The sequence below is a fragment of the Halorussus sp. MSC15.2 genome (genome assembly GCF_010747475.1).
Classification (GTDB): domain Archaea; phylum Halobacteriota; class Halobacteria; order Halobacteriales; family Haladaptataceae; genus Halorussus.
The window spans coordinates 30,307-49,815 of record NZ_VSLZ01000002.1 but is presented as its reverse complement, the minus strand read 5'-3'; the positions used below and the strand labels follow the sequence as shown (position 1 = coordinate 49,815).

Annotated in this window: 20 protein-coding genes and 2 pseudogenes; 11 read left to right on the top strand and 11 right to left on the bottom strand. The window is 68.8% G+C overall.

From position 1 onward, the window contains the following. Nucleotide 1 precedes the first annotated feature (1 nt). Nucleotides 2–1,243, bottom strand: coding sequence for a tripartite tricarboxylate transporter permease (locus FXF75_RS07380; protein ID WP_163521241.1), 1,242 nt, complete (start codon nucleotides 1,241–1,243; stop codon nucleotides 2–4). A gap of 156 nt (nucleotides 1,244–1,399) precedes the next feature. On the opposite strand from FXF75_RS07380, the gene FXF75_RS07375 reads away from it, so the two are divergent. Beyond that, nucleotides 1,400–1,645: a hypothetical protein gene (locus FXF75_RS07375; protein ID WP_163521239.1), complete on the top strand. Its 246-nt coding sequence runs from the start codon at nucleotides 1,400–1,402 to the stop codon at nucleotides 1,643–1,645. A gap of 140 nt (nucleotides 1,646–1,785) precedes the next feature. Here the strand turns inward: FXF75_RS07375 and rpl12p are convergent. From rpl12p to FXF75_RS07360, 3 genes and pseudogenes are all read right to left on the bottom strand, one after another. Then, nucleotides 1,786–2,129: pseudogene (rpl12p, locus tag FXF75_RS07370) on the bottom strand (50S ribosomal protein P1). Nucleotides 2,130–2,152: 23 nt separating this feature from the next. Next, nucleotides 2,153–3,198: pseudogene (locus FXF75_RS07365) on the bottom strand (50S ribosomal protein L10). A 1-nt stretch (nucleotide 3,199) separates the two neighbouring features. Beyond that, a complete protein-coding gene (locus tag FXF75_RS07360) occupies nucleotides 3,200–3,838 on the bottom strand; it encodes a 50S ribosomal protein L1 (RefSeq protein WP_163521236.1) in 639 nt (212 codons plus the stop codon). Between the two features lie 155 nt (nucleotides 3,839–3,993). On the opposite strand from FXF75_RS07360, the gene FXF75_RS07355 reads away from it, so the two are divergent. After that, on the top strand, nucleotides 3,994–4,728 hold the full coding sequence (locus FXF75_RS07355) for a hypothetical protein (RefSeq protein WP_309221775.1): 735 nt from the start codon (nucleotides 3,994–3,996) through the stop codon (nucleotides 4,726–4,728). A 37-nt stretch (nucleotides 4,729–4,765) separates the two neighbouring features. Here FXF75_RS07355 and FXF75_RS07350 read toward each other — a convergent pair whose 3' ends face one another. Further along, complete coding sequence (locus FXF75_RS07350; RefSeq protein ID WP_163521235.1) at nucleotides 4,766–5,854, bottom strand: alanine--glyoxylate aminotransferase family protein; 1,089 nt, start codon at nucleotides 5,852–5,854, stop codon at nucleotides 4,766–4,768. A 433-nt stretch (nucleotides 5,855–6,287) separates the two neighbouring features. Here FXF75_RS07350 and FXF75_RS07345 point away from each other — a divergent pair, with 433 nt between their 5' ends. Further along, a complete protein-coding gene (locus FXF75_RS07345) occupies nucleotides 6,288–8,936 on the top strand; it encodes a methyl-accepting chemotaxis protein (protein WP_163521233.1) in 2,649 nt (882 codons plus the stop codon). 53 nt (nucleotides 8,937–8,989) lie between these two features. Here the strand turns inward: FXF75_RS07345 and FXF75_RS07340 are convergent, their stop codons facing one another. Then, nucleotides 8,990–9,901 (bottom strand): glycosyltransferase family 2 protein, encoded by a 912-nt coding sequence (locus tag FXF75_RS07340; RefSeq protein ID WP_163521231.1) that lies wholly within the window; start codon nucleotides 9,899–9,901, stop codon nucleotides 8,990–8,992. A gap of 85 nt (nucleotides 9,902–9,986) precedes the next feature. On the opposite strand from FXF75_RS07340, the gene FXF75_RS07335 reads away from it, so the two are divergent. The 8 genes from FXF75_RS07335 to FXF75_RS07300 all read left to right on the top strand — a co-directional run bounded on the left by FXF75_RS07335 (nucleotide 9,987) and on the right by FXF75_RS07300 (nucleotide 14,564). Next, the gene (locus tag FXF75_RS07335) at nucleotides 9,987–11,015 is read left to right on the top strand and encodes a sulfatase-like hydrolase/transferase (RefSeq protein ID WP_163521229.1); all 1,029 of its coding nucleotides are present in this window, start codon (nucleotides 9,987–9,989) and stop codon (nucleotides 11,013–11,015) included. After that, nucleotides 11,009–11,518, top strand: a complete 510-nt coding sequence (locus tag FXF75_RS07330) for a hypothetical protein (RefSeq protein WP_163521227.1) — start codon at nucleotides 11,009–11,011, stop codon at nucleotides 11,516–11,518. Before FXF75_RS07335 ends, FXF75_RS07330 begins: the two co-directional genes overlap by 7 nt. A gap of 276 nt (nucleotides 11,519–11,794) precedes the next feature. Beyond that, a complete protein-coding gene (locus tag FXF75_RS07325) occupies nucleotides 11,795–12,415 on the top strand; it encodes a glycosyltransferase family 4 protein (RefSeq protein WP_163521225.1) in 621 nt (206 codons plus the stop codon). Next, nucleotides 12,349–12,927, top strand: coding sequence for a glycosyltransferase (locus tag FXF75_RS07320; protein WP_163521223.1), 579 nt, complete (start codon nucleotides 12,349–12,351; stop codon nucleotides 12,925–12,927). The genes FXF75_RS07325 and FXF75_RS07320 overlap by 67 nt, the downstream gene beginning before the upstream one ends. An 88-nt stretch (nucleotides 12,928–13,015) precedes the next feature. Further along, nucleotides 13,016–13,288: a hypothetical protein gene (locus tag FXF75_RS07315; RefSeq protein WP_163521221.1), complete on the top strand. Its 273-nt coding sequence runs from the start codon at nucleotides 13,016–13,018 to the stop codon at nucleotides 13,286–13,288. Continuing rightward, a complete protein-coding gene (locus FXF75_RS07310; RefSeq protein WP_163521219.1) occupies nucleotides 13,189–13,836 on the top strand; it encodes a Gfo/Idh/MocA family protein in 648 nt (215 codons plus the stop codon). The genes FXF75_RS07315 and FXF75_RS07310 overlap by 100 nt, the downstream gene beginning before the upstream one ends. Then, on the top strand, nucleotides 13,773–14,159 hold the full coding sequence (locus FXF75_RS07305; RefSeq protein ID WP_163521217.1) for a hypothetical protein: 387 nt from the start codon (nucleotides 13,773–13,775) through the stop codon (nucleotides 14,157–14,159). The genes FXF75_RS07310 and FXF75_RS07305 overlap by 64 nt, the downstream gene beginning before the upstream one ends. 108 nt (nucleotides 14,160–14,267) lie before the next feature. Beyond that, nucleotides 14,268–14,564 (top strand): HalOD1 output domain-containing protein, encoded by a 297-nt coding sequence (locus FXF75_RS07300; RefSeq protein WP_163521215.1) that lies wholly within the window; start codon nucleotides 14,268–14,270, stop codon nucleotides 14,562–14,564. 25 nt (nucleotides 14,565–14,589) lie between these two features. Here FXF75_RS07300 and FXF75_RS23300 read toward each other — a convergent pair whose 3' ends face one another. From FXF75_RS23300 to FXF75_RS07275, 5 genes are all read right to left on the bottom strand, one after another. Next, the gene (locus FXF75_RS23300; protein WP_163521213.1) at nucleotides 14,590–15,825 is read right to left on the bottom strand and encodes a glycosyltransferase family 4 protein; all 1,236 of its coding nucleotides are present in this window, start codon (nucleotides 15,823–15,825) and stop codon (nucleotides 14,590–14,592) included. Nucleotide 15,826: 1 nt separating this feature from the next. Then, nucleotides 15,827–17,149, bottom strand: a complete 1,323-nt coding sequence (locus FXF75_RS07290; protein ID WP_163521211.1) for a glycosyltransferase family 4 protein — start codon at nucleotides 17,147–17,149, stop codon at nucleotides 15,827–15,829. Nucleotides 17,150–17,151: 2 nt separating this feature from the next. After that, the gene (locus FXF75_RS07285) at nucleotides 17,152–18,468 is read right to left on the bottom strand and encodes an inositol-3-phosphate synthase (protein WP_309221774.1); all 1,317 of its coding nucleotides are present in this window, start codon (nucleotides 18,466–18,468) and stop codon (nucleotides 17,152–17,154) included. Continuing rightward, on the bottom strand, nucleotides 18,465–18,602 hold the full coding sequence (locus FXF75_RS07280) for a hypothetical protein (protein WP_163521209.1): 138 nt from the start codon (nucleotides 18,600–18,602) through the stop codon (nucleotides 18,465–18,467). The genes FXF75_RS07285 and FXF75_RS07280 overlap by 4 nt, the downstream gene beginning before the upstream one ends. 145 nt (nucleotides 18,603–18,747) lie before the next feature. Then, nucleotides 18,748–19,503: a ZIP family metal transporter gene (locus tag FXF75_RS07275; protein WP_163521207.1), complete on the bottom strand. Its 756-nt coding sequence runs from the start codon at nucleotides 19,501–19,503 to the stop codon at nucleotides 18,748–18,750. Nucleotides 19,504–19,509 lie beyond the last annotated feature (6 nt).

The following is a 19,509-nucleotide window of genomic DNA, read 5'->3' as shown; positions in this document are numbered from 1 at the left end:
CTCAGGTTCCGACTATCAGCGGACCGAGTAACACCCCCATCAGGTGGACCCGGCGCGCGCCGTACCTCGCCGGGACGAGTCCCACCAGCGTCGCCACTCCGAGGACGACGACGCCGATGAGACCGGCGAACGACCAACTGAGTGCCGCCAGCAGGACGAGGACCCCCGCCGAGAGTCGGAGTTGGTCGAGCGCACCCACCGTCCGGAGGTAGCGGTCGCCGAGGGCGAGGACGAGCAGGAACCCCGCGACGCCAGCGATTCCGGCGGTGGCGAGCAGGAGCGGGAGGTTCACGGGGGCGTTCGCTTCTCGGAGCGCGACCATGACCCCCGTTCTCGGCGTGCCGAGCGCCGCCAAGGCGAAGAGCGCGAAGACGGTGTTGGCGGTGTTGACGCCGCTGGTCGCCACCACGAACCCCCGGGCCTCGGTGGAACCGGGGAGGACCGCGAGCGCCAATACCGCGGCGACGGCGGCGGAGACGCCCGGCAGGTAGCCCACGACCGCACCGGCGACGCTCCCGGTCAGCGCGGTCACCGCGACGGTGCGCCGCGAGGCCGCGACGGCGGCGTCGTCCTGTTCGGGGACGCCCGACCCGGAGGCGGCCTCCAGCAGGACCGGTGCGCCGAACAGACCCGCGAACAGCGGCGTGAGCATTCCGCCGGCGTCGAGCGGCGCGGCGGGGGTCAAATCGAGCGTCGCGTGGCCGAGCGTCGCGCTCCCGAGGAAGGCCGCCGCGCCGCCGACGAACGCCCGAACCGACCCTTCCGTAAGCAGGAGGACGGCGACGACGACGCCGAGAACGACCGGGAGGTGGGCGCGCACGACCGGGTAGGCGACCGTCATTCCGTGCGTGACGGGAACCGCGAGCGGGACCGCGAACGCGACGGCCAACCCGCTCCCGAGCGCCGAGAGTCGCACCGCCTCCCGGCCCCGTCCCGCAATCACGAGGCGGTGGCCCGGTAACGCGGTCGCGGCCATCGCGGCGTCGGGGACCCCGAGCGCGAGGGCGGGCACCGCGTCGAGGAACGAGTGGACGACGCCCGCAGCGAGCATCGCCGCGCCGACGAACCTCGGCGGACCGGGAACTGCGGGTGCGACGGACGCAAGCAACAGCGCGAGGTTGTTGACGTGCAGGCCGGGCGTGAGTCCGCTGAGCGTCCCGAGCGCGACCCCGCCGAACACGAACGCCAGCGCCGTGGCCGACGCGACCGGACCGAACGCGATTCGAACGCCGAGCGCCTCCATCGAGGCACTTTCGTCGCGGCTTCGGGTTTAAACGTTCGTGCGCGAGAGGCCCGTCCGTTCACAGCCGGTAGGGACGGCAGTATCGGTCGTTCGGAGCCGCTACCGACGTTCCTGCGAACCGAAAGCTTACGTGACAGTGACAGGGTACACCCAAGTATGCCCGGAGATAGCGGTGCCCCCGGAGAAGACATACAGGCGAGCGGGTCCATCAGTCGCGTCGTCGCCATCCCGTTCGCCTTCGTCGGCGCTATCGCGGTCATCGTCCTCGTCCTGAGGGGTGCGGAGACGGTAAGCGAATACGTCCCAGAACTCCCGTTAGTCGTCGATGTCCTCGCACTGACGGCGGTCGGCTGTCTCCTGTTCTACGGCGCGTTTCGCCTCGGCGACGCGATTCAGAGATGATTACGGTTCGGCCGTACGCATCGCTCGCGAGTGGCCTACCGTCGGGGACATCGTGACCGTTTCTATCGCTACCGCTACCCGAACTGAGCGCGAAAGAAAATCGAGTTCCGTGGAATCGAGTTCCGAGAAGTCGAGACGGCTTAACCGAAGAGTTCGCCGAGACCCTCGCCGCTGGCCTCGTCGTCCTCGTCGTCGCCCTCGTCTTCGTCGGCGGCTTCCTCTTCTTCGTCGGCGGCTTCCTCTTCCTCGGCTTCCTCGGCACCGCCCTCTGCGGCAGCGCGCCTGCGGCGGCACCGCCGGCGGGCACGGCCGCGGCCTGCTCGACGGCGTCGTCGATGTCGACATCCTCCAGCGCGGCGACGAGCGCCTTGACGCGGGATTCCTCGACGTCGACGCCGGCGGCGTCGAGCACGTTGGTGAGGTTGTCTTCGTTGATTTCTTCGCCCGATTCGTTCAGGATGAGTGCAGCGTAAACGTATTCCATGGGTAGTAGTGTTGGGAAGTTGGTTATCCGAACATCGCACCGAGAGCGTCACCGTCGCCTTCGTCGTCATCGTCGTCGTCGGCTTCGTCTTCTTCGGCGTCGGCCTCGTCCTCGGGTTCGGATTCGGTGTCTTCGTCAGTCGATTCTTCGTCGGCGGCACCTGCGGCGGGAGCCTCCACGTCGGAGAGTTCCTCGGGCAGGGCCTCCTCGTCGTCAATCTGCGCGGCGAGCGCGCGAAGCTGTCCGTCGGCCTTGCTCACGAGGTCCGGCACGACGTCCGGACTCTCGATTTCGGCCTGCAGACCGAGGCTCTTGGCCTCGCCCTCGGCCTTCTGGACGAGCGTCGGCGCGGTCTGGGCGGTCGGGTAGGTCGCGTTGACCGAGAGGTTCCGAGCGCGGGCCGCGGCGGACTCGATGTCCGCGCGGTACTCCTCGACGTCGATGGCCAGTTCGTCGGCCTCGAAGAGGACGCCGTCGGAGAACACGCCCTGAAGGTCCAGTCCCACTTCCTTCGGCTCCATGCCGAGTTCCGCGAGGACGTTGGCCAGTTCTCGGACACCTCGTCGCCTTCCTCGGCGACGACGCTGTCCTCGGTGACGTGGATGGACCCTTCCATGATGCGCGCCGACGCGCCGATGCTCTGGAGTTCGCCCACGAACGGACCCGGGTCGACGCCCGTGTCACCCTCGGGGATGAGGATGTCGTTGGGCGCGACTTCGCCCGCACTGATGGGGGCCGGACTCTTCGACGCTTCGAGCTGTTTGTACAGTCCGAAGGGGTTGTCGTTCGTGCCGATGAGTCCGACTTCGCCGGAGACGTACTGCTTCAGCTCCTCGATGCCCTCGTTCACTTCGTCGAGGGCGCGGTTGACGAGCGTGTTCCGGCTGATGCGGAGTTCGGCGCTCCCGTGAAGGTTGCGGCGCATCGTCTGCAACTGCTTGGACGGAATGCCCGCAACCTTGACGATGCCGACGCTGCTGTACCCCTCGAGCAGGTCCACGATGTCGTCAACCTCCTCCTGCTTCCACTGGGGAATCGTCTCCGTCTTGCGTTCGGCTTCGGCTGACATCTTAGGCTACCTCCACGGAGGGACCCATCGTCGTCTTCACGTAAATCGTGTCGATGTTGAGTGGACCCTTCTCCAAGTTCGCTTCGAGGCGTCGGAGAATGACGTCGATGTTGTCGGAAATCTCCTCCGCGCTCATGTCCTCCGCGCCGACGCGAGTGTGGAAGGTTCGCCGGTCGCCGCTCCGAAGCTGAACCACGTTCTTCATCCGATTGACGGTCTCGACGACGTCGTCGTCGGGCTGGAGCGGTTCGGGCATCTTCCCTCGCGGACCGAGGATGGTACCGAGGTACCGACCGATGTCTTGCATCAGCGACGCTTCCGCGATGAAGAAGTCGGTCTCGTCGGCGAGGTCCTTCGCTTCGTCGTCGTCGTCACCGAGGTCTTCGAGGTCGTCTCCATCGAAGACTTCGTCGGCGACGTCTTCGGCGCGCAGGGCGGTCTCGCCCTCCGCGAACACGACGATTTTCGTCTCCTGTCCGGTTCCGGCAGGAAGGACGACACTTTCGTCTACACGGTTCGACGGCTCGTTCAAATCGAGGTCGCGCAAGTTAATCGCGAGGTCTACCGTTTCGCGGAAGTTCCGCTTGGGGGAGTCCTCGAGTGCGCGAGAGACTGCTTGCTCTATCTCCTGATCTGCCATTGTTCACCTCCGTAGTACGCAGGACGCTCCTACGGGTCAGTGAAACAGGCTAGGCCTGTCTCGTTCCGGAAGAAGGGTCATCTGGAACTTAAACCCGTCGAAGCAGTGGCGAATCGGGCCGTAACTCGTTACCACGCCGTCGCCGAAGACGGCACGTGGCCGAGGTACTCTCCTCGATACTGGTCGGGTCGTTCAGCGCGGCACTGGCAATCGTCCACCTGTTCGTCGGCCGCCTCCACTTCCGGGCCGTCCCGCGGAGTTACTGGCTCTCGGGGGCGGGCGGCGTCTCGGTGGCCTACGTGTTCGTCCACGTCCTCCCGGAGTTGGGCGAACACCAGCGGGCGTTCGAGGAGACGGCGTTCGCGTTCCTCGAACGCCACGTCTACCTCCTCGCGCTGGCTGGGTTCGCGGCGTTCTACGGACTGGAACGCCTCGCACAGAAGTCCCGGAGTCCCGAGACCGTCGGCGGTGAGCGGACCGAGACCTCCGCGGGCGTCTTCTGGGTTCACGTCGGGTCGTTCACGGCGTACAACGTCCTCGTCGGTTATCTGCTCGTCCACCGGACCGAGGGCGGACCGGCGAGTCTCGCGCTCTTCGTCGTCGCCATGGCCCTGCACTTCGCCGTGAACGACCACGGACTCCGCAACCACCACCACGACGCCTACGACGACACGGGTCGGTGGCTGCTCGCCGGGGGCGTCCTCGCGGGGACCGTCGTCGGGATAGCGACCACGGTCACGGAAGCGGCGGTGTCGGCCCTGTTCGCGCTCCTCGCGGGTGGCATCATCCTCAACGTCGTCAAGGAGGAACTCCCCGAGGAGCGCCAGAGCAACTTCTGGGCGTTCGGCGGCGGGGCGGCGGTCTACGCGGCCGTCCTGCTGTTCGTCTGAACGCGCGAGGTCCGGTCGGCCAGCGAGGAACTCGCGCTCAGTCGAGGACGTCGGCGAGCGCGTCCATCGTGCGCTCGACGCGCTGTGTGTCGGCGTTGTAGCCCATGTGACCGACCCGGAGTACGTCGTCCGCCAACTCGCCGAGACTGGTCGCGACGACGATGCCGTGGTCGGTTTCGAGTCGCTGCTGGAGATTCTCGGCCTGCCCTTCGGTTCGGAACGCGGTCACGGTCGGCGAGCAGAGCGCTTCCGACTCGGCGAACGGTTCCAGTCCGAGGTCCCGGCCGCGCTCGCGGCACTGCCGAGCGACCTCCTCGTGGCGGTCGTAGACGTTCTCCACGCCCTCGTCGAGCAGTCGGTCCAGCGACGCCTCCAGCGCATAGAGATTCGAAACCGCGTGCGTGTACGGCAGGTGCGGCGGGTTATCGTCGGGCAGGTCCACGTCCTGCCACGGCGCGAGACTGGTGTAGAAGGTGCCCTGCTCGGTCTCCTCGACCTTCGCCCACGCCCGGTCGCTGACCGACAGCGTCGTCAGCCCCGGCGGGGAACTGAAACACTTCTGGGACGCCCCCAGACACACGTCGATGCGGTCGGTGGGTACCGGAGTCCCGCCGAGCGACGAGACGGCGTCGACAATGGTCAGGACGCCCGCGTCCTGCAACGTCGCCAGAACCTCGTCGAGGTCGTTCAGAACCCCGGTCGGCGTCTCGCAGTGGACCATCGTCGCGGCGGCGAAGTCGCGGTCCTCGACGAGGTCCGCCACTGCATCGGCGTCGAACCCGGAGTCGAACGGTGCCTCGTGAACCACGGCCTCCCCGCCGTGCATCTCCACGAAGTCCGCGAACCCCTCGCCGAAGATGCCGTTCGCGAGACACAGCACCTCGTCGCCGGGTTCGACCAGCGAGGCGACGCTGGCCTCCAGTCCGAGCATCCCCTCGCCGCTCAGCACCAGGACGTCGTCGTCGGTGTCGTAGACGGTCGCGAGTTTCTCCAACAGGTCCCGATAGAACGACGAGAACTCGGCCTCCACGTCGGGGTTGATTAGCTGGCGACTCATCGCCTCGCGCACGTCTGGCGGGACGGCAGTCGGCCCGGGCGTCATCAGCAGTTCGTCGCGGTCGTCCATGCGTCCGAGTTGAACGCCGACCGTCTAAAGAGACCGTGTTCCGGCGAGCCGGTCCCCGGCATTGGATGGGTGCGTACTCCGTCGTCTGGTAGAGGAAGCACGCCGGCGTTCGGAGGGGTACGTCGTTCGGCGTTCGGAGGGGTGAACTCGCGTCGGCCGCGTACTCGGTTCGGAGGACAGCTACCACCGCGAACGAAGACGCGGGCGAGGAACTATCAGGAGAACGGCGAGAAACCGCGATTGACACCCCCGTGACAGAGCCGTCCGTCGCCGCGTGGGGAACGAACCGCTACGGAACTACCACGGACCGGAGACACGGAAACCGCTATCAGACACGGATAGACGGACGACCTGTCGGCGACTCTCTCGAAATTTTAGATAATTAAGCGGCAATTAGATTTATACAGGGACTATCGGAAAGACGAACACATACATGAACGATGAACGTAACAGCGAAGCGACATCCGGTCAGGAGCCGCCGGAGTCGGGGAGTCGCTCGCTGTGGAGTCGGTTCGTCGCCGCGGTGACGCCGGCGGCGGTCCGGCGGCGCTACGCGGCCAAGTTCACACTCTCGATAACGCTGATAATCCTCGTCGTCGGCGCGGCGGGCGCGACGACGTACGTGGACGCGAGGAACATGGCTCGCGACGAGGCGACGGCGCAGGTCGAGTCCACGGTGACGCTACAGGCCGACTCCCTGAGCGACTGGATAGAGGGACTCCGAACGCAGACCCGGACGCTGTCGGCCCAGCGGTCGCTCGCGGCGGGCAACCGGACCGAGAAACGGCAACGACTGGAGGCGGCCATGAATCGGTCGTCGAACGGGGTGCGGGCGATGTATCTGGTCGACGCCGAGCGCGGCGTCGTCACCGCCAGCACGAAGCCGAACGTCGAAGGCTGGTCGCTCGACCGCGTCGAGATGCCGTGGTCGAACGCGTCGGTCGCGTCGTCGTTCGAGAGCGGGGACGACGTGTGGACCTCCCACGCCTACGTCTCGAAGACGACGACGTGGACCGACGAGGATTCGCCGTGGTACACGGACGACCACAAGTTCATGGCGGTCGCCAGTCCGGTCGCCGGTGCCGACGGCACGTATCTGGTCGTGGCCGGTGGCATCGACGACAGGGTTCGCCAACTTCACCAACCGGCGACGAACCAGACGACGTGGATAGTGGACACGGACGGCGAGACCGTGCTGAAGAGCGGTGCGACCAACATCTCCTCGTCGGGTGTGCTGGCCGGGACCGGCGACCTCGCCGAAACGAGCAGTGACGGGTCCGCGACCGGCGACGGGTCCGCCGCCGTCGAGACCACCGACGGCTCCGGGACCTCGCCGGTCGAGGTGCGGGAGCGCGGCGACTACGTGCTGGCCTACTCGCCCATCGAGGGCACCGACTGGGTCGCGGCGACGGTGATTCGCAAGCAGGAGGCGTACGCGCTGAGTACGGCGGTCGGCCGGAACATCGGACTGCTCGTCGGCGCGAGTCTGCTCTCGCTGCTGGGCGTCGGTCTCGTCCTCGGGCGTCGGACGGTCCGACCGCTCGCGGACCTCCGCGAACGGAGTCAGCGTATGGAGCAGGGCGAACTCGACGTGAGCCTCGAAACCCACCGCGAGGACGAGTTCGGCCGACTCTACGCGGCGTTCGCCAGTATGCGCGACGAGTTGCGCGACCAGATAGAGACCACCGAGCGACTCAACCGCCACCTCGAACGCAAGGCCGACGAGTACCACGGCGTGATGGCGGAGTGCGCCGACGGCGACCTCACCCGGCGGTTGGACCCCGAGAGCGACAACGAGGCGATGACCGCCATCGCCGAGGCGTTCAACGAGATGATGGGCGACATCGAGGCGACGATGGCCGACCTCAACGCGTTCGCCGACGAGGTCGCCACGGCCAGCGAGGTCGTGACCGCCTCCTCCGAGGAGGTGTACTCGGCGAGCGAGCAGGTCACCGACTCGATTCAGGAGATTTCGGCGGGCGCCGACAGCCAGAACGAGCAGTTACAGACGGTCGCGGACGAACTCAGCGGCCTGTCCGCGACGACCGAGGAGATAGCCGCCTCCTCGAATCAGGTCGCCGAACTGGCGGCCGAGACCGCCGAGACCGGCCGCGAGGGCCGCGAGGCCGCGCGGGACGCGATTCGGGGTCTCGACCGGATAGAGACCGAGTCAGACGAGGCGGTCGCCCAGATAGAGCGACTCGAAGACGAAGTGACGGAGGTGGACGAACTCATCGAGTTCATCCGCGAGATAGCCACCCAGACCAACATGCTCGCGCTGAACGCCAGCATCGAGGTGTCGCGGTCCAGCACCGGCGGGGGTAACCCCGAGGGGTTCGCGGCGGTGGCGAACAAAATAAAGGACCTCGCGGAGGAGGCCAAAATCGCGGCCGAGGACATCGAACAGCGTCTCGACCGAATCAAGACCCAGACCGAGCGCACCGGCGAGGAGGTCCAGTCGGCGAGCGACCAGATATCCGAACACACCGACTCGATTTCTCACGCGGTCGAGGCGCTCGAAGAGATTGCGGATTACGCCCAAGAGACTAACACCGGCATCCAGAGCATCAGCGAGGCGACCGAGGAGCAGGCCGACACCACCGAGGAAGTGGTCACGATGTTCGACGAGGTGGCCGGAATCAGCGAGGCGACGACCGAGGAGGCGTCGAACGTCGCGGCGGCCGCCGAGGAGCAGACCTCGGCGCTCACTGCGGTCTCGCGGTCGGCCAACGACCTGACCGCGCAGGCCGAACGCCTCTCGGCGGCCCTCGACCGCTTCGAGACCGACGCCAGTGCCGAGCGGTCGCTCGCCGACGAGACCGACCTGCCGAGCGAGTCCGGCGAGGGACTTTCGCTTCCCGCGGACCCCGACGACCCCGACGCGGTCCTCGACGGAATCGACCACGCAGGTGACAGCGATGCGGACGACGGCGGCGCAGGAGAGGACGGCGCAGGGGATACCGGCGGCGAAGACGGAAGCGGCGACGCAGGCGAAGACGGCGAGACGGACCGGGAAGGAAGTGGTGGCGAGGTCGGCGACGGCGCTGACGAGCGGCCGGTCGAGTCGCCTGACTCGACGTAGACTCGGGGCCGATACTCGAACCCGTCTCGGAACACCCTCCTCACACGGAGACGCTATTTCAGTCGGTCGGCCATCCGAACCCCGGGTCTCCCGAACACCGAGGCGAGCGCGTCCGCGACGTACTCCGGTCGGTCCTCGGGCGTGTGGTAGGCCGCGCGAGCGAGCGAAGCGACGGCGGCGGGCGACCAGTAGTTCTCCTCCAGATACTTGCGGCCCTGCCGGTAGTAGGTCTGGCGGACCGCGGTCCGGCGAACCTCCGCCGGAAATCGGTCGTAGAGGTCGGCGTACTTCTCCACGAGGCGTTTCCGGCCTTCGACGTGCGCCCACGACGACGACAGCGGGTTCTCGGGTTTACCGCGTTCGACCAGCACGCGGTCCACGTAGTCGAAGTCGGTCCGGCGCGCGAGTTCGATTTTCATCCCGGAGTCGTCCGCCCCGTGGCGGTTGCCCAGCGGGAGCATCCCCGCCAGCACGTCGGCGTCCACGAGCATCGTGGAGGGGATGGCCGGGAAGGTGTCGATTCGGAGCGCGCGTTCGAGCGCGTCGCCCCGAATCGGGTCGTCGGGTCGAATCTCGCCCCACTCCTCGTCCCGGAGTCCGCAGTAAACGACGCCCACGTCCTCGTCTGCGTCGAGTCGCGACACCTGCGCCTCGAACTTCTCGGGCAGGAGGCGGTCGTCGTCGTCCAGAAACTGGACGTACCCGCCGGTCGCTCGCTCCGCGCCCAGACTTCTTGCGGCCTGCGGGCCTTCGTCGCGGTCCTGCGCGACGTAGGTGCAGTCGAAGTCCGGGTTCTCGGCGTTGAACGCCTCGACCACCGGGCGAGCGCGGGACTCGCCGGACCCGTCCACGACGATGGTCTCGACCGTGCGGTACGTCTGGTCGGCGACGCTGTCGAGCGCCGCCCGGAGTCGGTCGTTGCGGTAGTAGGTCGGGACGACGACCGAGACCGTCTCCCCCTCCATAGCTCCTCGGAGTGCGTTCGACCGAGAGCGACTAAACCGCTGTGCCACCAGTTCTTTGGCGGTCTCCGTCGTCCCTCCTCGGGACATGGCGTGGCAAACGGACGCGCTCGCGGCCCTCGATAGCGTCGCCGAGACGGGCCTCGACGCCGACACGCGACTGGCCGACCGATACCGCGAACGGCGCGCCGACCGCCGGTTCCGGTCGCGGTCGCTCCCGACCGAGCGCCAGACCGGCGACGCCCCGGACCACGTCGTCGTGGTCGTGGTGGACGCGCTCCGCGCCGACGCGGTGGAGAAAGCACCTGCGGGGGCGGCGGACGACTCGTGGTCCGAGGTGACGGGCGATTCGGAGTCGGACTCGCTCGGCGCGCCGACGCCCTTCCTCGACTCGCTGGCCGGAGGTACCGCAATCGCCCCGGCGACGTGGACCGTCCCGTCGGTCACGTCCCTGCTGACCGGGCAGTACCCCCACAATCACGGTGCAATCCGGCAGACCGACGACTTCGAGGATTCGGTCGCCGACGTCATCGGTCTCCCGCCGACCAGCGACGAGACGGGCGTCGCCGGACGGTTCGCCGGAGCGGGGTACGACACCTACGCCGGGTTCGGCATGCTCGTCCCCTTCCTCGCGCTCTCGGGCAGATTCGCCGCGCATCGACTCCGCGCCGACGCCTCGGCCGACCGGGTGCTGTCCGACCACCGCTCGTGGCTCGAACCCCGGCGCGACCGCCGGACGCTTTCGTATCTCCACCTCGCGGACCTCCACGAACCCGTGGCCCCGCCCGCCGACTACTGGCGGGCCCACGACGTGGACGCCTCGATTCCGGGGATTCGCAAGTGGCGCTACGAGGCGGTGACCGAGACCACGCCCGCCGCGGAACGCTACCGCGAGCACCGCCGCCGCCTCTACCGCGCCGCTGTCGAGTACGTGAACAACCGCCTCGCGGCCTACCACCGCCGTATCTCCGACCTGCTCTCCGGCGACGTCGCGCTCATCGTCGTCGCGACCACGGCGAGGGGTTCTGGGAGCGCGCCGACCACGCCGCCCGCCACTTCGGGGACTCGCGCCCGGCCTACTGCGTCGGCCACGGCGGCGCGCCCTACGAGGTGCTGACCCGAGTCCCGCTCCTCGTCTCCGGTCTCGACGTGTCCGAGGCCTTCGACGCGGGGCGCTCCTCCTCCCGCGGGGGTCCGCAGACCGGCGGCTCCGACCGAGACCGAACGCCGGTTTCGCTGGTGGATGTGGCCCCGACGCTGGCCGACGCCGCGGGACTCGACCGCGACCCCGACGCGGGAGTAGAGGCCGACGGCGTCTCCCTGCTGGACGGCGTCCCCGAGGACCGGACGGTTCTGGTCGAGAGCGCGCGGTACGGCTACGAGAAGAAGGCCGCCTACGCACGAGGGTACAAACTGGTCGCGTCACGGGGCGACGACTACGCCGAGGGGTTCTCGGTGCCCGACGAGGAGTCGGTCGAACTCCCGGCCGGAGTCGAGTCGGACCTCCGCGACGCGCTGCCCGCGTTCCCGGGCGAGGATTCGACTGCTCCCCGCCGAGAGCGCGACGCCTCCCCGAGCCGGTCGGTCGAGCGCCGACTGGCCGACTTGGGGTATCGGTGAGGACTGGGGACAGCCGGTAGGCCAGCGACTCACGGAGGCGGACCGACCAGTTTGGGGCGGGACCGAAAGGGGCGAGGGCTTTCCGAACCTGATTTCCGGTTCCGCCACGGTCCGTTACTGCTCTGAGACCGATTCGTGTCCCTCGATTAGACTCCGCTGGCGCCGGACCGAGGACCGAACGTACCGACCGGCCCACACGCTTACTTTCCGCCGGGGCGTGGGTCCCGTGGCATCGCTCCGAGACGGAGGCCGTCGAACGGGTACGACGATACTACTATGGCACGGATAGCAGTCGCGCACACGGACCTGATGGCGAAGGGCGGCGGAGAAGGCGTCTGCATGAACGTCCTCGAAGCCCTGCAGGACGACCACGACCTGACCCTGCTCACGCTGACCGACCCCGACCTCCGGGAACTGAACGACTACTTTCAGACCGAGGTCCGGGACGTGCGAGTCCGGACGCCCGCGTACGTCGAGGCGTTCCTCGATTGGCTCGACAATCCGCGGTACAACCTCCGGAACGCGCTCCTGAATCGGTTCGTCGCCCGCGAGCGCGAGCGGTTCGACCTCGCGGTCGGGACCGACAACGAACTCAGCGTCGCGCAGCCGCTGGTCCAGTACGTCCACACGCCGCGGTTCGCGCGACTCGTCGTCTCCAAGCGCGTCGGCGAGGACGCCTTCGCCGACCACGCCTACGACCGATTCAGTTGGCGCGTCGGCGGGTTCGACCCCGAGCGAATCCGGTCGAGCGCCATCCTCTCGAACTCCGAGTGGATGGCCGACGTGGTGCAGGACGCCTACGGGGCGCGCCCGAGGTGGTCCACCCGCCGGTGGACACCCGCGGGTTCGCCGAGCGCGGGGACCGACCGTGGAGCGAGCGCGAACCGGGGTTCGTGACCATCGGTCGCCTCGCCCGGTACAAGAACGTCCTCGACAACGTCGAGATAATCGACCGGGTCAGGGAGCGCGGTCACGACGTCCACCTCCACCTCGTCGGGCCGGGGTACGACGACGAGTACGCCCGCGAAGTGAAACGGGCCGCCAGCGAACGCGACTACGTCAGCGTCGAGGGAGAGTGTTCCCGCGAGGAACTGGTCGAAATCGTCTGTCGGCACCGCTACGGACTCCACGGCAAGCGCCACGAGCACTTCGGGATGGCGGTCGCCGAACTCGTCGCGGGCGGCACCGTCCCCTTCGTGCCGGACAACGGCGGCCAGCGCGAAATCGTCGGGAGCGACCGCCTGACCTACGACACGGTTCCGGAGGCCGTCGAGCGAATCGACCGCGTGCTGTCGAACCCCGATACGGCGAACGACCTCCGGCGGGACGCGGCCGAAATCGAGCGCGAGTACGGCCGCGACCGGTTCCAGCGCGAGATTCGGGCGGTCGTGGCCGACGCGCTGGCGTGAGTACCGCCAGCGCGACTCCGACCCCTCGACCGCGATAGCCGACGGAGCCACAACCCCTTTCCTCGTCTCCGTCGTTCCTCCGTCGGTCATGGCCTTGCGAACCGGAATCGTCGGCGCGGGCATCGTCTCCCAGAACAACCACCTCCCGGCGGTGAGTCGCAACCCCCGGACCGAACTCGCGGCGGTCTGCGACCGCGACGAGTCGGCCGTCCGGGAGCAGTCGGCGAGTACGGCGGACGGGCCTACGCGGACGCCGAGGCGATGTTCGCGGCGGAGACCCTCGACTGGGTCCACGTCGCCACGCCGGTCCAGAGCCACTTCGACCTCGCCAGCGCGGCGGTCGAGCGCGGGATTCCGGTGACGGTCCAGAAACCCGCGACGACCACCCGCGAGGAACTCGACGACCTGCGGGACCTCGCTGCGGAGAGGGAGGTCCCGGTCTCGGTCGTCCACAACTGGCTGTTCTACCCCGTGGTCCGGGACCTCCGGCGGCGCATCGCGGCGGGCGAGTTCGGCGAGATTCGCGCCGTCGAGGCCACCTTCTCGGGGGAGGGCCGCCCGGACGACACCTACCGTGGCGAGTGGGTCTACGACCTTCCCGGCGGCGACGTGGAGGAGGGGATGCCCCACCCGCTCTATCTAACGCTCGCGCTCGGCGGGGTGCCCCGAGACGCCGAGAGCGTGGACGTCCAGACCCGCGCGTCCGCGACTACGACGGGTTCGACTACGACGGGACCGCCCTCCAGTGGACCACCGACGACGACGCGCTCTGCTCGGTCACGTTCGTCGGCGGGTCCGCGCCGAACAACGAACTCCGCGTCCTCGGAACCGAGCGGTCTGCGACGGTGGACATCCCGACCAACACCATCGACGCCCACGACGCCGACGAGGGACCGTTCCACCTCCTGAGCGAGCAACTCGGCCGGAGCGCGACCACGGGCCGGAGCGTCGTCCGCGGGGTCGCCGACACCATCCGGGAGTACGGGCTCGACCGCGCGGAGGAGACGCTGGACTACCACCGCGAGGACAGCGTGGACGGCCACTACTACCTGTTCAACGAGGCCGCGAAGGCCCTCGAACGCGGCGAGCAACCGCCGGTCCCGCTGGCGCACAGTCGGTGGGTCCTCGAACTGATGGAGCAGGTACGCGAGGACGCGAGGGCGGACCCCGCAGAGACCGGGGTCGAGGACGCCGCAGCGGAGCGAGCGCGCGAGGACACGGCGACCGACTGAGCGCGCGACGGGAGTCATCGACCGATTTCGAATTCTGAGAACTCCGTCTCACGTCCGTCTGACGGTCGTCTGATAGGGTTTTTTGTCCGAATCGCCCCTTCTACCGACGTGGCAATCACGACACCTCCACGAGAACCCGACTCGATGCCCGTCGCCGAACGACACCACCCGCCCGCCGCGTCCGAACCACTGAGCCGAACCGTCTTCGCGGCGCTCGCCGGTGCGGAAGGCGTCGAACCGACCGACCTCGACTTCGAACTCTACGACTACCTCGACCCGGAGGCGCTGGACGCCCTGTATCGTCACTCCTCGTCCGACGAAGGGTGGTCGGTCACGTTCGCGGTCCGCGACTACGAGGTCAGCGTCGAGAGCAACGGGCGCGTCGCCGTCTACGAAATCGGGTGACGCGGGACGAGGTCCCGAGACCGAATCACCTCCCCTTCGACAGTCCGAGGTTCGCCTCCAGTTCCCCGGCGGCCTCATCCAGCGCGTACACCTGCTCGATTCGACGCCGGGCGTTACGGCCGAGGCGCGCCCGACGCTCCGGCGAGTCGAGCAGTTCGACCGTCTTCGCGGCGACCCCCGACCAGTCGTCCGCCACTGCGACCTCCGCGCCGGGGCGGGCGTCCACGCCCTCGAACCCCGCCGCGGTCGCGACGACCGGCGCGCCCCACGCCATCGACTCCAGCACTTTGAGCCGCGTCCCCCCGCCGATTCGGAGCGGCGCGACCACCGCGGCGGCGTCCCGGACCGCCCGCCCGAGGTCGGGTATCTCGCCGGCGAACTCGACGCCGGGTCGCGCGGCCAGTTCCCGCACCGAATCGGGCGCGTCCCGGCCCGCGACGACGAAGCGGGCGTCGGGGCGCTCGGCCCGAATCCGGGGCCACGCCGACGCCGCGAACGTCGTGACCGCGTCCTCGTTCGGGAACCAACCGTACGACCCGAAGAACAGCAGGTCCGTGGCGTCCGAGTCGCGGCGGGCCGCCCGCCGGTCCCGGACCTCGTACTCGGCGGGGTCGAGCGCGACGTGTTGGGTCGCTATCGGCGTCGAGACGCCCGCCTCGACGAGTTCGGCGCGGTCCTCCGACCCCAGCACCAGCACGCGGTCGGAGGCCTCGTAGACCGCGAGTTCCTCCCGGCGGAGTCGCGGGGTTTCCAGCGCCAGTTCGGCCCGTGTTTCGAGGTCCGAGGCGAGAGTGCGATACCGGCGGTGGACCGCGAACTCCACGACGTGCGCGTTCGTCACGAGCGTCGCGTCCGCCTCGTCCGCCGCGCGCCGGACTCCCGAGTCTCGGAACGCCTGTCCGATGTAGGGGTGCTGGGCGAGGACGGCGTCGGGCGCGAGGGTCCGAATCCGGTCCCGGGTCGCCGCGACCAGCGACGGCGACTCGAACATCGCCATCACGTCCGACCGGCCGGTCGCGTAGCTCCGGAGCTTTCGCAGTCGCGGCGGCAGGTCGCTCTTGGCGCGCGGAACGAGTCGGACCGACGCCGCGAAGTCCGCCAGCGATTCGGCGCGCTCGCGGTCTGACTCGTCCCCGTAGGCGACGACGTGGACCGCGTGGCCGCGTTCGGCCAGACCGCGGACGAACCCGTGAGTGACCACCCGGTCGCCCGCGTTCGGGGGGGAGGGCGTCTCACGCGCGAGGACGAGGACGGTGGCCACGCTATCGACTCCCCTCGCCGCCCTCACCCGCGCCCGCCTCACTCGCGCCGACGCAGTCGGCGTACAGGTCGGCGATTTCCGCGGCGTGGTCGCGGAGGCGCTTCGGTTCGGTCACGCCGTCGCGCAGGTCGGCCACGAGGTCCGCGTTCCGGGCGAGTCGCGAGAGCGCGTCCCGGAGTCCGTCGGCGTCGCCGACCGGGAACGTCAGGCCGTCCTCGCCGTCCCGGACCAGTTCGGCCATCCCGCCCACGTCTGCGGTCACCACCGGAACGCCCGAAGCGAACGCCTCCTGAATCACGAGGGGGCTGTTCTCGTACCAGACCGAAGGGAGGACTAGCACGTCCATCTCGCGGTAGGGAGTCGCCCGGTCGGCGTACCACCCGTGGAACGTCGTCGCCTCGTCGGCCGTCGCCGCCAGTCGAGCGTGGTAGTCGTCGGACTCGGGGTCGAACCGACCGAAGATGTGGAGGTCCGCCGCCTCGACCTCGCCAGCGGCCGCCGCGAGCAGGTGGACGCCCTTTCGCTCGGTGACGCGACCCGCGTACCCGATTCGGAGTCGGCTATCGGGGTCGAAGCCGGTGTCCTCGAAGCGTTCGACCCGAATCCCGTTGCGGCACTGCTCGACGCGCTCCGCGGACGCGCCGAACGCGACGAACGTGTCGCGGAGGAACCGCGAGGGCGCGACGAGTCGGTTGGTCGCCGAGAGAGCCTCCCGAAGCGCTTCGTCCCGGCGCGCGACCACATCGACTGCGCGGTCGTCGCTTGCGCGTCCCGCGGTCCCGCCGTCGGTCGCGCGCCCGTCCTCGACCGCGGCCCGCCGGTAGCAGTCGGCGCACTTCTCGACCGACGCGGGACCGGAGCACGGTCGCTCCTCCGGTCGGTAGAGCTGTTCGCGGTGACAGATGGTCCAGAAGTCGTGGAGGGTGGCGACGCTGGCGACCCCCTGCGACTCGCAGAGAGACGGGAGGGTCGCCGAGAGGTGCTTGACGTGCTGGAGGTGGACCACGTCCGGGTCCCACTCCGCGAGGAGGTCCCGGAATCGGTCGTCCACCGCGGGACGCACGACCGCGTCGAGCGGTCGCTCGCCGACCGCGGGCGCGGTCTCCCCGCCGGGGTCGGGGAGGTCGAACGTCTCGACGGCGGGTCTCTCGCGGTCGGACTCCCAACACGGGTCGCTCCCCGACGACTCGTCGGCGCCTCGCGGTGCGGCGACCGCCACCTCGTGACCGCGCCCGGCGAGCGCCTCGGCGAGGTCGCGGGTGTAGAGTTCGGTTCCGCCGTAAGTCGCGGGCGGCAGGGCGTGGGCGACCTGAAGGACACGCATCGTCAGTCGGTCGTCTCGGGAGTGGCTTCCGGGGTGGCCGGTCCGTCGCCGGCGTCGCCACGCTCCCGTCGGTCCTCGGTCGCGCCGTTGCCCCGGTCGGTCTCGGCGTCGTCGCGCTCTCGGTCGGCGAGACACTCCCGGACGTACTCGTCGAGCATCTCGAACTGCCGGGAGAGGTCGTGTTCCTCCACGCCGAGCGGAGCCTTGAAGAACGACGCGAGGTGGCGCTGGACGCCCGCCTCGCCGCGTTCGTCGGCGTAGGTCAGCAGGCGCGCGAGGTCGAGGACGAGGGGCGCGGCCAGCGCCGAGTCCGACCCCTCCCACGTGAACTGCATCTTCATCTCGGTATCGAGGAACCCCTCGAAGTGAATGTAGTCCCATGCGGTCTTCCAGTCGCCCAGCGACGGCGTGTAGTCGATTCGCACCCGGTTGTGGCCGATGTCGGGCAGGATGCCGTCCAAGATGTCGCCCTTGCTCGCCAGCTTTCCGGCCTTGTTGCGCTCGTCTTCGAGCACCGCGCCGTCGGTGTTCCCGAGGATGTTGTGGCCCTCCCACGACATCACCCGGAGGTTGCGCCCCGCGAACATCGGCGCGAGCGCCGCCTTCGTCAGCGACTCGCCGGTCTTGCCGTCGTCGCCCGCGTGTGGGACGCCCTCCTCGCGGGCCATCTCGCGGAGGCCCGCCAAGGAGGCCCCCGCGCTCGGCGTGAAGTTGGCGTACGGACACCCCTCCGCGAACGCTGCGTAGGCGTAGAGCGAACTCGCCGGGAGGTCGGTCTCGTCCGACTCGACCGCGGACGCCACGGCGTCGCGGGTGTCGAATCGCTCGGGGTTCGACACCTCCGGTTCGGTCGAGGCCACGTTGACGACCACGACGGTGTCGAGGCCGCGCTCGCGCCGGAAGGTCCGGAGGTCCTCGCGCAACTGCTCGACCACCTCGGCCGCGCTCCGGTCGGTCTCCAGCGGTTCGACGTCGGCGAGGTCGGCGATGCGCTCGCCGCAGTTGAGCGCGGTTCCGCGCCGGACGCGGTCGTCTATCGCCCGGAGGTCGTCGGCCACCGCGTCCACGACCGACTGCTCGGGCGTCCCGTTTCGCTCGGCGAGACGCCGGGCCGACCCGAGGACGCTCCCCTCCCGAACGTCGTGGCCGCCGAAGTCGAACGACTCCACGGCCGGGAGGTCGAGGTCGGCGTACGGTTCTCGTGCCGTCACGAGCCCCGTTTCGTCGGTCTCGTCCCGGGCCACCGCGCGCGCCCCGACCATCGCCGTGGTGGCGATGTTCCCGCGTGCGCCGACGAGCCAGACGCCGACGTCGGTCACGTCGAACCACCCCCTCCGGACGGCCTGTCGTTCGCGCTGTACCCCCGGTCGAGTGCGATTTTTCCGTACATCGTTCCCCCGTTTGATTCCCTCGCGGCGTCGTCCGCGACCTTTACTCCGTCGGCGGACTCCATCTTATAAATCCGTTCTATCGATACGACACGAATCCCGATAAACACGCTGGCCGATTCGCGGGACTCGTCCGCCGAGCGGTCGGGCGTCGGCGCGTCTCCTGTCGGAACTGAATTGGGTAGTAGGACCGATGACACGACGACGAGGCTACAGGAGGAAGGTGCCGAGGAACCCGACCGCCGTGGCGAGCGTGACGTACGGTCCGGCCTGCTCGTAGGCGTCGGGGTAGATTTCTCCGGCGAGCGACGAGAGGATGGCTCCCGCGGCGAACGCCCGCACGGCACCGAGCCAGTAATTCGGCAGGGGCGGGATGAACCAGTAGCCCAGCAGCACCGCCCCGCCGACCACGAACCCGGTCACGACCCACGCGCCGAGGGTCACGACGCGACTGTGGTTCTGCTTCATGTTGGTCCCCGACATCATCGACTGCGAACCGTTGGTCACGACCAGCGCGAACAGGAAGGCCAGCGCCCCGTGGACGTTACCGACGAGCAGCGACCCCATCGCCGCGTTCTCATGGATGCCGTCGGTCGTCACGCTGGCCCACAGTCCCCATCCGTTCTCCTTAGATTCCTCGTCGGCCACGCGGTCGATGGCGATGTCGAGACCCCCGAACGCGAGGACGCCGCAAACGAAGAACAGCGACGCGCTCCACTTGCCGATGTTGCGGACCGCCGGGTCGTACAACTCGAAGGCCAGCGAGATGATGAGCGACCCGCCACCGACCGCGAGCAGTATCGCCTGCCACCGACGCTCGGGGTCGGCCCAGACGCCGACCGCCGACCCGACTATCAGCGCGAGCGCCGAGAAGGCGGCGTAGAACCACGGATTGGAGAGCAATCCGCCCGACAGTCCCCCGGACCCCGACGTCTGGGCGACGAGCAGCGCGTCGAACGCGAACACCATAGT

Coding starts and splice junctions, on each gene's coding strand:
- FXF75_RS07335 (WP_163521229.1), top strand. CDS start 9,987: ATGGCGTGGCAAACGGACGCGCTCGCGGCCCTCGATAGCGTCGCCGAG.
- FXF75_RS07290 (WP_163521211.1), bottom strand. CDS start 17,149: ATGCGTGTCCTTCAGGTCGCCCACGCCCTGCCGCCCGCGACTTACGGC.
- FXF75_RS07325 (WP_163521225.1), top strand. CDS start 11,795: ATGGCACGGATAGCAGTCGCGCACACGGACCTGATGGCGAAGGGCGGC.
- FXF75_RS07380 (WP_163521241.1), bottom strand. CDS start 1,243: ATGGAGGCGCTCGGCGTTCGAATCGCGTTCGGTCCGGTCGCGTCGGCC.
- FXF75_RS07280 (WP_163521209.1), bottom strand. CDS start 18,602: ATGGAGTCCGCCGACGGAGTAAAGGTCGCGGACGACGCCGCGAGGGAA.
- FXF75_RS07310 (WP_163521219.1), top strand. CDS start 13,189: ATGTTCGCGGCGGAGACCCTCGACTGGGTCCACGTCGCCACGCCGGTC.
- FXF75_RS07315 (WP_163521221.1), top strand. CDS start 13,016: ATGGCCTTGCGAACCGGAATCGTCGGCGCGGGCATCGTCTCCCAGAAC.
- FXF75_RS07345 (WP_163521233.1), top strand. CDS start 6,288: ATGAACGATGAACGTAACAGCGAAGCGACATCCGGTCAGGAGCCGCCG.
- FXF75_RS07350 (WP_163521235.1), bottom strand. CDS start 5,854: ATGGACGACCGCGACGAACTGCTGATGACGCCCGGGCCGACTGCCGTC.
- FXF75_RS07375 (WP_163521239.1), top strand. CDS start 1,400: ATGCCCGGAGATAGCGGTGCCCCCGGAGAAGACATACAGGCGAGCGGG.
- FXF75_RS07340 (WP_163521231.1), bottom strand. CDS start 9,901: ATGGAGGGGGAGACGGTCTCGGTCGTCGTCCCGACCTACTACCGCAAC.
- FXF75_RS07360 (WP_163521236.1), bottom strand. CDS start 3,838: ATGGCAGATCAGGAGATAGAGCAAGCAGTCTCTCGCGCACTCGAGGAC.